The organism is Arthrobacter sp. TJ-265 (assembly GCF_058269135.1).
In genome coordinates this window covers 1,181,019-1,194,204 of the sequence record NZ_JBZCND010000001.1, presented here as the reverse complement: position 1 = coordinate 1,194,204, position 13,186 = coordinate 1,181,019, and the positions used below count along the sequence as shown (strand labels likewise).

Annotated in this window: 12 protein-coding genes; 8 read left to right on the top strand and 4 right to left on the bottom strand. The window is 70.0% G+C overall.

The features are described from left to right. Positions 1–9 precede the first annotated feature (9 nt). From glpK to AC4D2E_RS05735, 3 genes are all read right to left on the bottom strand, one after another. Complete coding sequence (gene glpK / locus AC4D2E_RS05745) at positions 10–1,527, bottom strand: glycerol kinase GlpK (protein ID WP_104165145.1); 1,518 nt, start codon at positions 1,525–1,527, stop codon at positions 10–12. Between the two features lie 69 nt (positions 1,528–1,596). After that, a complete protein-coding gene (locus AC4D2E_RS05740; protein WP_104165147.1) occupies positions 1,597–2,340 on the bottom strand; it encodes an MIP/aquaporin family protein in 744 nt (247 codons plus the stop codon). A 139-nt stretch (positions 2,341–2,479) separates the two neighbouring features. Continuing rightward, entirely contained in the window at positions 2,480–4,228 is a 1,749-nt protein-coding gene (locus AC4D2E_RS05735) for a glycerol-3-phosphate dehydrogenase/oxidase (RefSeq protein WP_490951916.1), read from the bottom strand. A 116-nt stretch (positions 4,229–4,344) separates the two neighbouring features. Between AC4D2E_RS05735 and AC4D2E_RS05730 the strand changes: the two genes are divergently transcribed. Genes AC4D2E_RS05730 through AC4D2E_RS05710 form a run of 5 tightly spaced genes read left to right on the top strand, consistent with a single transcriptional unit; the run spans position 4,345 to position 8,523 of the window. Continuing rightward, on the top strand, positions 4,345–5,346 hold the full coding sequence (locus AC4D2E_RS05730) for a sugar-binding transcriptional regulator (RefSeq protein WP_490909411.1): 1,002 nt from the start codon (positions 4,345–4,347) through the stop codon (positions 5,344–5,346). A 57-nt stretch (positions 5,347–5,403) separates the two neighbouring features. After that, entirely contained in the window at positions 5,404–6,231 is an 828-nt protein-coding gene (locus AC4D2E_RS05725) for an aldo/keto reductase (RefSeq protein WP_490951915.1), read from the top strand. Continuing rightward, on the top strand, positions 6,231–7,103 hold the full coding sequence (locus AC4D2E_RS05720) for an alpha/beta fold hydrolase (RefSeq protein ID WP_490951914.1): 873 nt from the start codon (positions 6,231–6,233) through the stop codon (positions 7,101–7,103). Before AC4D2E_RS05725 ends, AC4D2E_RS05720 begins: the two co-directional genes overlap by 1 nt. Then, positions 7,100–8,245: a glycosyltransferase family 4 protein gene (locus tag AC4D2E_RS05715; RefSeq protein WP_490951913.1), complete on the top strand. Its 1,146-nt coding sequence runs from the start codon at positions 7,100–7,102 to the stop codon at positions 8,243–8,245. Before AC4D2E_RS05720 ends, AC4D2E_RS05715 begins: the two co-directional genes overlap by 4 nt. Beyond that, complete coding sequence (locus AC4D2E_RS05710) at positions 8,242–8,523, top strand: hypothetical protein (protein ID WP_490909415.1); 282 nt, start codon at positions 8,242–8,244, stop codon at positions 8,521–8,523. The genes AC4D2E_RS05715 and AC4D2E_RS05710 overlap by 4 nt, the downstream gene beginning before the upstream one ends. A 17-nt stretch (positions 8,524–8,540) precedes the next feature. Here AC4D2E_RS05710 and AC4D2E_RS05705 read toward each other — a convergent pair whose 3' ends face one another. After that, on the bottom strand, positions 8,541–9,272 hold the full coding sequence (locus tag AC4D2E_RS05705; RefSeq protein ID WP_490952328.1) for a TetR/AcrR family transcriptional regulator C-terminal domain-containing protein: 732 nt from the start codon (positions 9,270–9,272) through the stop codon (positions 8,541–8,543). A gap of 163 nt (positions 9,273–9,435) precedes the next feature. On the opposite strand from AC4D2E_RS05705, the gene AC4D2E_RS05700 reads away from it, so the two are divergent. The 3 genes from AC4D2E_RS05700 to AC4D2E_RS05690 all read left to right on the top strand — a co-directional run bounded on the left by AC4D2E_RS05700 (position 9,436) and on the right by AC4D2E_RS05690 (position 13,125). Beyond that, on the top strand, positions 9,436–10,143 hold the full coding sequence (locus AC4D2E_RS05700; protein WP_490951912.1) for a DUF2306 domain-containing protein: 708 nt from the start codon (positions 9,436–9,438) through the stop codon (positions 10,141–10,143). Between the two features lie 47 nt (positions 10,144–10,190). Beyond that, on the top strand, positions 10,191–11,819 hold the full coding sequence (locus AC4D2E_RS05695) for a LuxR C-terminal-related transcriptional regulator (protein WP_490951911.1): 1,629 nt from the start codon (positions 10,191–10,193) through the stop codon (positions 11,817–11,819). A gap of 157 nt (positions 11,820–11,976) precedes the next feature. After that, positions 11,977–13,125, top strand: coding sequence for a class I SAM-dependent methyltransferase (locus tag AC4D2E_RS05690; RefSeq protein WP_490951910.1), 1,149 nt, complete (start codon positions 11,977–11,979; stop codon positions 13,123–13,125). The last annotated feature ends 61 nt before the right edge of the window (positions 13,126–13,186 follow it).

Below are 13,186 nucleotides of genomic sequence, written 5' to 3'. Positions count from 1 at the left end.
GCACCCGTGCTAGCGCACGTCCTCGTCGATCCAGTCGAAGGTCTTCGTGACGGCCTTCTTCCACATGCGGAGCTGACGGTCACGCTCGGCGTCGTCCATCGCCGGGTCCCAGCGCTTGTCCTCGGCCCAGTTGGTGGCGAGCTCGTCGGTGTCCTTCCAGAAGCCGACGGCGAGCCCCGCGGCGTAGGCGGCGCCGAGGGCCGTGGTCTCCGTGACCTTCGGGCGGATGACAGGGATGCCGAGGATATCGGCCTGGAACTGCATCAGGGCGTCGTTGGCGACCATGCCGCCGTCGACCCTGAGGTCCTCCATGTTCACCCCGGAGTCGGCGTTGGCCGCGTCCAGCACCTCGCGGGTCTGGAAGGCCGTCGCCTCCAGTGCGGCACGGGCGATGTGGCCCTTGTTCACGAAGCGGGTCAGGCCGACGATCGCGCCGCGGGCGTCGGAACGCCAGTACGGTGCGAAGAGGCCGGAGAACGCAGGGACGATGTAGACGCCCCCGTTGTCCTCGACCGTCGTCGCGAGCTGCTCCACCTCGGGGGCGCTCCTGATGATGCCGAGATTGTCGCGGAGCCACTGGATCAGCGAACCGGTGACGGCGATCGACCCTTCGAGCGCGTAGACCGGCTTCGCGTCCCCGAGCTTGTAGCAGACGGTCGTGAGCAGGCCGTTCTTCGAGTGGACGATCTCCTCGCCGGTGTTGACGATCATGAAGTTGCCGGTGCCGTAGGTGTTCTTCGCGCCGCCCTTCTCGAACGCCGCCTGGCCGAACGTCGCTGCCTGCTGGTCACCGAGGATGCCGGCGACGGGCACCTCGCGGAGGAGCTGCGAGGTGTGGACGGTGCCGTAGACCTCCGAGGAGGACTTGATCGCGGGCATCATCGAGAGCGGGACTCCGAAGTCGGCGAGGATCGACTCGTCCCAGGACAGGGTCTCGAGGTCCATGAACAGGGTGCGGGAGGCGTTGGTGACGTCGGTGATGTGCACGCCGCCGTCGGTGCCGCCCGTGAGGTTCCAGGTGACCCAGGAGTCCGTGTTGCCGAACAGGAGGTCGCCGGCCTCGGCCTTCGCGCGGGCACCGTCGACGTTGTCGAGGATCCACTTGATCTTGGTGCCGGAGAAGTAGGTGGCCAGCGGGAGTCCGACCTTCGCCTTGTAGCGCTCGACGCCGCCGTCCTTGGCGAGGTCGTCGACGATGTTCTGGGTCCGCGTGTCCTGCCAGACGATGGCGTTGTACACGGCCTTGCCGGTGGTCCTGTCCCAGACGACGGCGGTCTCACGCTGGTTGGTGATGCCGACCGCGGCGATGTCGTGGCGGGTGAGGTTGGCCTTGGACAGCGCGTTGCCGATGACCTCGCGGGTGTTGTTCCAGATCTCGGCGGGATCGTGCTCCACCCAGCCGGCCTTCGGGAAGATCTGCTCGTGCTCCTTCTGGCCGGAGGACACGATGTCCCCCTTGTGGTCGAACACGATGGCACGGCTCGAGGTGGTGCCCTGGTCGATGGCGATGACGTACTGCTGCGACATGTCTTACTCCTTCATTGGATGACGACGTGGAGAAGCGGGCGGCCGTAGGGCCGCCCGAGGCAATGCTCTCTAGGCTGCGGGCGGGAAAGAGACGTACTGGATGACGATGCCGGCGAGGACGCCGCCGATGATCGGTCCGACGACCGGGACCCACGCGTAGCCCCAGTCGCTGCTGCCCTTGCCCTTGATGGGGAGCAGGGCGTGGGCGATACGGGGGCCGAGGTCGCGGTTCGGGTTGATGGCGTAGCCGGTGGGACCACCGAGCGAGGCACCGATGCCGACGACGAGGAGTGCGACGGCGAGCGGGCCGAGGCCGGACGGGGTGTTGCCGAAGGACAGGATCACGAACACGAGGACGAACGTGCCGATGATCTCGGTGACGAGGTTCCAGCCGTAGTTCCGGATGGCGGGACCGGTCGAGAAGACGCCGAGCTTGTTCGCGGGCTCCGGCTCCTCGTCGAAGTGCTGCTTGTAGGCGAGCCAGCAGAAGACGGCGCCGAGGATCGAGCCGAGCATCTGTGCGGCGAGGTAGCCCATGGCGTTGACGAAGTCCTTGTCCACGCCGGGGGCGAATTCAGCGACGTCGGGGTTCACCCAGAGGCCCATGGTGACGGCGAAGTTCAGGTGGGCGCCGGACAGCGCGGCGACGTAGACGCCGGCGAAGACGGCGAGCCCCCACCCGAAGTTGACCATGAGAAAACCGCCGTTATTGCCCTTGGTCTTGGCGAGCGCGACATTCGCGACCACACCGGTGCCGAGCAACAGCAGCATGAATGTGCCGAATGTTTCGGCGACGAATACGTCCAGAGACATCTTTGACTCCTTTGTCTATTCACTTATCGACGGGTGCCGCCGCCTCGACGGCACCCGTTCGCTTCCCCCCGGCAACCACTGCCGTTGGCACTGCACCGCTGCTGGAAGCAGCGGCTCGACCCCGATGCGGCGGGTGCCGCTACGGCGTCAGGTTCTTGAGGTGCACCCGGTGCGCGTCCGCGAGGACCTTCTCGGCGAGCTTGATCTCGGCTGCTGATTGCGCTGCATCCCACCCGAGCAGGGGCGCCAGGGTGTCGGCGAGTTCTGCGAGCAGATCAGCGGTGACCAGTCCCCTGAAGGCGAGCGAGGTCCGGCGGATCAGGACGTCGATCAGGTGTCCGACCTGCTCGTTCTCCACGATGTAGGCGAGTTCGCGCGTGCTGAGCTCCTTCGTGGAGTGGAACATCCTGTCGGGGCCGTCCGCCAGGTACTCGATGACGTCCGTCGCACGGGTCCCGTAACGGGTCAGCAGCACCTCGACCCGTGCTTCGTCGACTCCGGGGCGCACGGCCTTCCTGACCCAGGCACGCTCCGCGGCCTCGTCGGTCGGGAAGTCCAGGCCGCCGCCGATGGCGACGCCCGCGGTCGAGGTCTTGCGGGGGGCGCCGAGCGCGGCCAGCGTCTCGTCGGCGAGGTGCTCGGACAGTGCACGGAAGGTGGTCCATTTGCCGCCGACGAGGCTGAGGGTGGTGACCTTCCGCGTGCCGAGCGTCTCCTCGCGCTTCTCGATGCGGTAGTCGCGGGAGACGAAGCCTGGCTGCGTCTCGTCGTGCCGCGGCAACGGACGGACGCCCGAGAAGCTGTAGACGATGTGCTCGTTGGAGACCTTGATGTCCGGGAAGACGTGTCCGATCAGCTCGAAGAAGTAGTCGATCTCCTCGTCGGTGCATACCGCCTGCTCGTCGACGTCGACGTCGATGTCCGTCGTGCCGACCAGGACGCGGTCGCCCATGGGGTAGATCAGGACGATCCGGCCGTCGACGTGCTCGAAGAAGATCTCGGTGCCGTTGCACGCTTTCAGCAGCTCGGGGTGGTCGAGCACGATGTGCGAGCCCTTGGTGCCGCCCATGAAGCGGGTCTCCGTACCGAGCGTGGCGTTGGTCCCGTCCGTCCACGCTCCGGTGGCGTTGACGACCACGTCGGCCTGGAAGGAAAACGTCTCGCCCGTGAGTTCGTCACGCAGCAGCACGCCGTCGTCGCTCGTCCCGATGGCGCTGACGTAGTTCGCGGCCCGGGCGGACGGGTTGGCGATCTTCCCGTCACGCAGGACGTCGAGGGTCAGGCGCTCGGGGTTGTGCACCGAGGCGTCGAAGTAGGTCGCCGCGTACTTGATGTCCTTGCGGACGTCGGGCATGGCGGCGAGGGCCTTCTTGCGGCCGACGAACGAGTGGCGGGGCACATTGCCGCCGTCACGCGAGAAGAAGTCGTACATGGTCAGGCCGGCCTTGATGAGCACGGCGCCCCGCTCGACCTGCTTGCCCTGGCGGTGCGTCAGGAAACGCATCGGGGCGGAGAGGATCCCGGAGAACGTGGTGTAGATGGGGATCGTGGTCTTGAGGGGCTTCACGTAGTGGGGGGCGATCCGCAGGAGGGCGTTGCGCTCGACGACGGATTCCCGGACGAGTCGGAACTCGCCGTTCTCGAGGTAGCGGATGCCTCCGTGGATCATGTGCGAGGACGCACCCGAGGCACCCTGGCAGTAGTCGCCACGCTCGACGAGCGCGACATCGATCCCCTGGAGTGCGAGGTCGCGGAACGTGCCGACCCCGTTGATGCCGCCGCCGATGATCAGGACCGTGGCCCGGGGGTTGTCCCGGAGCTCCTGCACCACCTTGCGGGTCGATGTCGTTGTGCCTTCACCGTTGATCCGGTCGGCTGGAATGCTCAAGGTACTACTCCGTAACGTCAATGTCGGGATTGGTTACTGCACTCCTCATTCTTCGAGGACTGGGAATAGCAGTCAACCGCATTGCACAAACGTGCAGTGCGGTCCACACTGACGGGATGACGTCGACGAGGGGCAGCACGGAAGCAGACGATCCGGCACGGGAGCGGTCGCCGGGATCCCGGTCGAGGGACGCCCTGCGGGCCGCCCAGATGTACTACCTGCAGGACCTGACCATGAACGCGATCGCCCGGGAACTGCGCACCTCCCGGTCCACCGTCTCGCGGCTGCTCTCGATGGCACGGGAGACCGGCCTGGTGCAGATCCAGGTCAACAACCCGTCCGACCGGGCCCCCGCGCTGGAGCAGCAGATCCGCCGCCGCTTCTCCGTGGAGGCCCATGTGGTCCCGGTGGCGGATTCGGTCAACGACTCCGAGGTGCTCGACCGCGTCGCGATCCAGGCCGCCAGGACCATCGGCCCCCTCGTCGACTCCAACGCGATCATCGGCGTCGCCTGGGGCTCGACCCTCAGCGCGGTCAGCCACCACCTCACGCGCAAGCAGACCCACGACAGCACGATCGTCCAGCTCAACGGGGCGGGCAACACGCAGACCACGGGCATCACGTACGCGAGCGAGATCCTGCGCCGCTTCGGGCAGGCCTACGGGGCGCGCGTCGAGCAGTTCCCCGTGCCCGCGTTCTTCGACCACGCGGCGACGAAGACGGCCATGTGGGACGAGCGCAGTGTCCGGCGCATCCTCGACCTGCAGCGCCGCATGACCATGGCGATCTTCGGTGTCGGCTCCATCGGCGCGGGGGTCCCCAGCCACGTGTACAGCGGCGGGTACCTCGACCGCGAGGATCTCGACACCCTGGAGAAGGACGAGGTGGTCGGCGACGTGGCCACCATGTTCTTCCGGGCCGACGGCAGCCACCGCGACATCCTCCTGAACGGGCGCAGCACGGGACCGGATCTGGACGCCCTGAGCCGGGTCCGGCGGCGCATCTGCGTGGTCTCGGGCGAGTCGAAGATCGACGGCCTGCGAGGCGCCCTCGCCGCGGGCCTCGCGTCGGATCTCATCCTCGACGAAGGCTCGGCCCGCCGCCTCCTGCACGCCTAGCTCCCCGCACGGCCGGATCCGGGCCCCGGGCCCCGGCGGTCTCGGTAGAGTTCACCCATGGACTCCTCCGTTCCCCGCGCGCCGCTCGCCGACGGCCACTCGATCGACGTGATCGGGTACGGCGTCTACAAGGTGCCGCCCGAGGACACCGGGGACCTCTGCTCGACGGCGCTCGCGGCGGGGTACCGCCTCCTCGACACGGCGGCCCTGTACGGCAACGAGTCCGGCGTCGGCGCCGCCGCGCAGGCCTACTCAGGCGAGCGCGAGGACCTCTTCATCACCTCCAAGGTGTGGAACGACGACCACGGGTACGATGCCACCCTGCGCGCCTTCGACGCGAGCCTGCGGCTGCTGGGCCTCGAGTACCTCGATCTGTACCTCATCCACTGGCCCTGCCCGTCCAGGGACCTGTACGTCGAGTCCTGGCGGGCCCTCGAGCGGCTCCGGGCCGACGGGCGCGTTCGGTCCGTCGGCGTCTCCAACTTCCAGCAGGACCACCTCGAGCGCCTGCTCGCCGAGACCGGGGTGGTCCCGGTCCTCAACCAGATCGAGCTGCACCCGTACCTTCAGCAGCGTGCACTCCGCTCCTTCCACGATCAGCACGGGATCGCGACGCAGGCCTGGAGCCCGCTCGGGCGCGGCAACGTCCTCGGCGACCCCGTCATCGGACGGATCGCGGCGGAACTCGGACGGACGCCCGCGCAGGTGATCCTGCGGTGGCACCTGCAGCACGGCATCCTGACCATCCCGAAGGCAAGTTCACGCGAGCGGATCAGCTCCAACCTGGACATCTTCGGGTTCGGGCTCGACGACGGCCAGGTCGCGGCACTCGACGCGCTCGAGCGCGACCAGCGCTTCGGGTCGCACCCCGACAGGGTGAACTGATGCGGCAGGCGGTCGTCCGCACCCTGGCGTGGGAGGGAACCCTCCAGCGGATCTGGGACTTCCCGGCGATCGAGGAGCCCGGCGTCCTGCCGGGACCGCCGCTGGTCATGGTGCACGGATTCCGCGGCGACCACCACGGACTGCTGCGCCTCGTGGAGGAACTGCCCGGCCACCGCGTCCTCCTGCCGGACCTGCCCGGCTTCGGCCAGGGCCAGGAACTGCCCGGCACGCACGACGTCGGCACCTACGCGCGGTTCATCACCGACTGCACACGGCTCCTCGTCCCGGAGCCCCGCGTGCTGCTCGGGCACTCGTTCGGCTCGATCGTCGCGGCGGAGGCCGTGGCGCTCGCCCCGGACCTCGCAGCGGCCCTGGTGCTGGTCAACCCCATCAGCGCTCCCGCCCTCGAGGGCCCGAGCCGCATCGCCTCCCGTGTCGCGGAGGCCTACTACGTGGCAGCGGACCGGCTGCCCGAGGCCGCGGGCCGGGCCCTGCTCTCGAATCCCGTGATCGTCCGCGGTATGAGCGTCTTCATGGCCAAGACGAAGGACCGGGCGCTCCGCCGCTGGATCCACGGCCAGCACCGCGCGTACTTCAGCTCCTTCGCCAGCCGACGGGTGGTGCTCGAGGCCTTCCGCGCCTCCATCTCCGGGACCGTCCGGGACCGCGCGAGCGCCCTGGAGCTTCCGGTCCTGCTCGTCGCGGCGGCGGAGGACGACATCGGGTCGGTGGAAAGCCAGCGGGACCTCGCAGCGCTGATGCCGGCGGCGACCCTCGAGATCCTCCCCGCCGTCGGCCACCTCGTCCACTACGAGAAGCCGCGCGAGGCGGCGCTCCTGATCGGGAGATTCCTGGAGGCCGTGCCCGCATGAGGATCCTGTTCGACGCGCGCTTCACCCGCACCGACCACCACGACGGCATCAGCCGGTACGGGGCGAGCCTGATCGCCGCGCTCGCCGCGACCGACGACGTCGTGATGCTCATCAGCGACCGCCGCCAGCTCGCCCTCCTCCCGGAGGTCCCGCACGTCCTGATCAACAGCCCGCTCTCCCCCGCCGAGCTGTTCGTCGCCGCACGCCTCAACCGGCTGGAGCCCGACGTCGTCGTCTGCCCGATGCAGACCATGGGATCCTGGGGCCGCAGGTATCCCCTGGTGCTCACGCTGCACGACCTGATCTACTACCAGAACCCGACGCCGCCGTCCTTCCTGCCGCTGCCCGTCCGCGCCCTGTGGCGGCTCTACCACCTGGCGTACTGGCCCCAGCGGCTCCTGCTGGACCGTGCGGACGTCGTCGCCACGATCTCCGCGACGACGGCGGAGCTGATGCACCGCCACCGGCTGACCCGCCGGCCCGTCCTGCTCGTGGGCAACGCACCCCAGCCGACGCTGCGGCGTCGCGACCCCGAGGCACCGCGGTCGGCGTCGCTGCTCTACATGGGATCCTTCATGCCCTACAAGAACGTCGAGACGATCGTCCGCGCCATGCATACCCTCCCCGGGCACACGCTGCACCTGCTGAGCAGGATCTCGCCCGCACGCCGGGCGGAGCTCGAGGCACTCGTGCCCGCGGCGGGGCGCGTGGTCTTCCACGACGGCGTGACCGACGCCGAGTACGAGGATCTGCTCGCCGATTCCACGGCGCTCGTGACCCTCTCCAGGGCCGAGGGCTACGGCCTGCCGCTCATCGAGGCGATGGCGGCCGGTACGCCCGTGATCGCCAGTGACCTCCCGATCTTCCGCGAGGTCGGCGGGACGGCAGCACTCTTCGTGGACCCCGACGATCCCGGGGCGCTCGCGGACGCCGTCCTGTCCCTCGACGAGCCCGGCCGCTGGGCCGAGGCCTCCCGGGCGGGGCTCGAGCGGGCGGCGACGTACTCGTGGGCGGAATCCGCCGACCAGCTCCGGGACGCCTGCCGCCGCGCCGTCGAGGAGTTCACGCGACGACGGACCCGGCCGATCCGCCTGCCGTCCCGCACGTCAGCGGGCACGGCGCCCGAAAGGATCGGTCCATGACGGACCTGCAGTGCCCCGCCACGGCGATCCTGCTCGGCCTGGGCGCCGAGCCGCCACCCTGGCTGGGCCGCCGCAGGATCGCCGACCGCTTCGAGCTCGCGGATCCCTGCGACGTAGCGGGCGTCGTCGAGGAGACCGCCGACCGGTTCCGGGGCGAGACGTTCCTCATCACGGCACCGGCCGAGGCCATCGCGCTCGCCCTCCGCCGCCGCGGACTGCAGGGCCGACCGCCGCTCGTGGTCGACGTCGACTCGGAGGGCTGGCGGCTCGCGCCCTGACCGGCGGGAACCATGCACTACGTCCGCGCCGACGTCCAGCCGCGGGCATGGAGGCCCTCGATGCCGTCCAGCAGCAGGTCGAGGGCGAACTCGAACTCGTACTGGTCATCGCACCCGCGCCCGACCACGCCGTCGTCGTGCGCCGAGGCCATCGCGATCCGGAGGACGTTCGGGAACCGGCGCGCCAGCTCGGCGAGCTGGGCCGCATCGGGCTGTGCCGAGCCGGACGCGGTACCGACCCGCGCGTCCTCCGCGACCGACGGGCCGGCCGCAGGTCCGGGTGCGTCGAAGAGTTCCTGGGTGAAGCCCCACATCCGGCTGCCCAGCGCATGCATGACATGGTGCGTGAGATCGACCGAGAACCCGCGGTCGAGGAACATGCCGATGAACGAGTCGGTGTAGGCGAGCACGGCGGGGGTCCTGGTGGTCCGGGTCTCGAGGACCTGGCGTGCCCAGCGGTGGCGCTGCAGCACGGTCCGGGCCGAGAGGACCCTGCTGCGGACGGTGGTCTTCCACGCCTGCCCCTCGAGCGGCGGATCGATCTCGGCCACGATCATGTCCACCATGCCGTCGAGCAGGTCCTCCTTGCTGGAGACGTGCTTGTAGAGCGCCATCGGGACCACCCCCAGGTCCTGGGCGAGGGTCCGCATGCTCAGCCCGCCCACGCCCTGCTCGTCCGCGAGGGCGACGGCGGCGCCGAGGACCGCGTTCCTGCTCAACCGCGTGCGCGACGTTCCGCGTCCTGCCATCATCGACCATCCCCCGTTCCCGACCGCTCAGCCCTTGACGGGTGTACAACGTACACCTAGGGTGATGCCCATGAAGTGTACGCCGTACACTCTACGCCGGGTCGGCAGTCCACCGCTACCGCCCGGGCATTCCCGGAGGGCAGCAGAGAAGGGCAGGACGGCCATGACGAGAACCCGGCAAGCCGACGAGACCGCGACCGGGCTACGGAGCACACCCTCGCGCCGACGGGCGTGGCTGGTGCCCGCTGGGCTGATCCTGCTGGGCCTCATCCCCGTGCTCGCCGGCGCCGCCCGCCTCACCGAGCTGACCGGCGGGGCCGGGATCACCGAGCGGAACGCGCGCTTCGTCGAGTTCCCCGTGCCCGTCGTGCTGCACATCCTGGGCGCCACGCTGTACACCCTGCTCGGGGCCTTCCAGTTCCTGCCGTCCCTGCGGCGGGGCAGGCGGACCTGGCACCGGAGCGCCGGTCGGATCCTCCTCCCGGCAGGACTGGTGGCGGCGCTCACCGGCCTGTGGCTGGCCTGCTTCTCCGCGCTCCCGCCCAGTGACGGCCAGCTCCTCCTCGCCTTCCGGCTCCTCTTCGGCACCGGGATGGTCCTCAGCCTCCTGCTGGGCGTCCGCGCCGTGGTCCGCGGGAACATCAGGGCCCACGGCGCGTGGATGACCCGCGCCTACGCGATCGGCCTGGGCGCGGGCACCCAGGCCCTGATCCTCATCGTCCCGGAGGTCCTCGACAGTCCGCCCGGAGTGACGCCGAGGGCCCTGCTCATGGGTGCCGGATGGACGGTCAACCTGCTCGTGGCGGAGGTCGCCATCCGCCGGCGGGACCGGCAGGCTTCCCCGCTGCGGTCATCGGAGGCGGGACGCTGACCTTCCCGCCGGGCAGCGGCGGAGCTACCGTTGATGCGGAGGTCCGCATGGAGGAATTCGACCAGCTGCTTGCCGATGGACGGGCGGCGTACGGGCGCGGGGACTGGCAGGCCGCCTATCAGCAGCTGGAGCAGGCACGGCTCCGATCGGAGCTTTCCTCCGAGGACCTCGGCCTGCTCGGCGGGGCGGCGTGGTGGACCGGGCGGGTCAAGCAATCCCTGGAGATCGCCGAGCACGTCCACCACCGGCTGCTCGACGGCGGGGACGCGCTCGGCGCCGCCCGGAAGGCCCTGGACGTCGGGCTGGTCTGGTTCATCCGCGGCGACCTGGTGATCGCGTCCGGCTGGACGAACCGTGCCCGCCGGATCCTGCAGGACCTCCCGGAGGGAGTGGAGCACGGCTACCTGCTCTATCTCGACGCCGCCCTCACGCTCGACGTCCGCGACCTCGGCCCGGCCAGGGAGGCCGCAGCGCGCCTGGAGGACCTGGGACGGCGCCTGCGCGCTCCGGCGCTCACGTCCTTCTCCCTCGTGCTCGCCGGGCTGGCGGACCTGCGCAGCGGCAGGACCGCCGCCGGGTTCGCGCAACTGGACGAGGCGATGCTGCCGGTACTCGCCGGCCGGCTCCCGCCGGAGTGGGCCGGGGAGATCTACTGCATCGTCATCCACGCCTGCTACGACGTCAACGACCTGCACCGGATGCGGGCGTGGACCCGCGCCACCGAGCAGTGGTGCGAGCAGTTCTCCGGCGACGTGGTCTACTCCGGCATCTGCCGTATCCACCGCCTGCAACTCTCCAGCATCGAGGGGGACTGGGACGCCGCGGAGGACGCGATCGAGAGAAGCGGGGCCGAGCTGGTGGGCCGCAACAACTGGGTGGCGGGCGAGGCGTTCTACCAGCTCGGCGAGCTCCGCCGGCTGCGAGGGGACGTCGCCGGTGCCCGGACCGCCTACGGGCGGGCGCGGAGCCTGGGAACCGACCCCCAGCCCGGTGAGTCCCTGCTCCAGCACGCAGCAGGAGACAGGGACGCCGCGTGGTCCGGCGTGAGCGCGTCCCTGGCCGGACGCGACCGGCTCGCCTGCGCACGACTGCTGCAGGCCGCCGTCGACATCGCCCTCACGATGGGGCTCCGGGATGAGGCGGATCGGCTCTGCACCCAGCTGGAGGAGACCGCCATGGTGTTCGACACCCCAGGGCTCCGGGCCTGGGCAGGTCATGCGCGGGCCGCAGTCCTCGTCGCCCAGGCGCGGTACGCCGAGGCGATGCCCGTCCTGCAGGCCGCAGCCCGCGAGTACCGCGGGATGCAGGCCCGTTACGAGATCGCCAGGGTCCACGAGCTCCTGGCCCGGGCGCACCGCGGCACGGGGCGGGCCGGCGCCGCAGCCGCGGCCGCGGATTCCGCGACGGCCCTGGCGATCTACCGCCAGCTCGGTGCGCTGCCGGACGTCTTCCGGCTCGACGGCGGACGGCTGCCCGGCGGGTTGACCCAGCGGGAGGCGGAAGTCCTCGCGCTGGTCGCCGCCGGGGCCAGCAACAAGTCAGCGGCCGACGCCCTGTTCATCAGCCAGAAGACGGTCGGCAGGCACCTCGCCAACATCTTCGCCAAGATCGGCACGTCCTCGCGGACGGCCGCCGCGGCCTGGGCCCACGACCACGGGGTCCTCCCCCGTCCGTGACGGCCGACGCGGCGGCACCCCGGTGGGCCGCCTGCATCGTTCGCCCCATCGCGGCGCCGCTCAGAACGCATCGTTCACCCGATGCCGGGCCGGGCCCGGATTCCTAGAGTCGTATCAACCGGGCGGACAGGAGCCCGTCGCACACAGGGAGAAGATCATGACCATCAACCAGGGCACAGTGCTCGATGATTCGTCCGTCGCGACGTTCGACACGGCGGGAGCCGATGCAGCCGGGGTCGCCGGCGAGGAGTTCGACGCCGAGGCCGCAGCCGCCCTTGCCGCACGCTTCGTGGGCATCCTCAATGACGCGGCGATCGCCGTGCTGACGAGCATCGGACACCAGACCGGGCTCTTCGAGACACTGGCGCACCTGCCGTCGGCCACGAGCAAGCAGATCGCCGACGCCGGGAACCTCGATGAACGGTATGTCCGCGAATGGCTCGGCGGCATGACGGCGGCCCGGGTGGTCCGGTACGACCCGGAGACCCGGACCTACCGGCTCCCGCGCGAGCACGCGGCCGTGCTGACGAGCGCCGCGGGTCCCAACAACCTGGCCATCCTGATGCAGCACACGTCCATGATGGGCGAGATGGAGCAGAAGGTCATCGAGCGCTTCCGGCGCGGCGGTGGACTCTCCTACGAGGACTACCCCCACTTCCACCGGAACATGGCGGAGACCAGCGCTGCGGTGCACGACCTCGCCCTGGTGGATGGCATCCTCCCTCTGGTGCCGGAGTTGCCGGCACGGCTCAGGGACGGGATCGATGTCGCCGATATCGGCTGCGGCAGCGGGCATGCGGTCAACCTGATGGCGCAGGCCTACCCGTCCAGCCGGTTCACCGGCTACGACTTCTCCGAAGCGGCCATCCGGACCGCCCGTGCAGAGGCCGACCGGATGGGGGTGGCGAACGCGAGGTTCGAACTGTTCGACGTCGCCCGGCTGGACGTCGAGGACGGCTTCGACGCCGTCACCGCCTTCGACGCCATCCACGACCAGGCGCACCCGGCGAGGGTGCTCCGCAACATCCAGCGGGCCCTGCGACCCGGCGGCACGTTCCTGATGGTGGACATCAAGGCGTCCAGCAACGTCCAGGACAACATCGACCTCCCCTGGGGCAGCTACCTCTACGCGATCTCCACGGTCCACTGCATGAGCGTCTCGCTCGGACTCGGCGGCGACGGGCTCGGCACCGTGTGGGGCGAGCAGCGCGCACTGGCGATGCTGGCCGAGGCCGGCTTCCGGGACATCGAGTCGAAGGGCGTCGAGTCGGATCCGTTCAACGCGTACTTCACCGCCCGGAAGTAGCCCAGGTCGGATGATGCCGGTGGTCCGGGACATCCCGGACCACCGGCATCGCGCGGTGAGC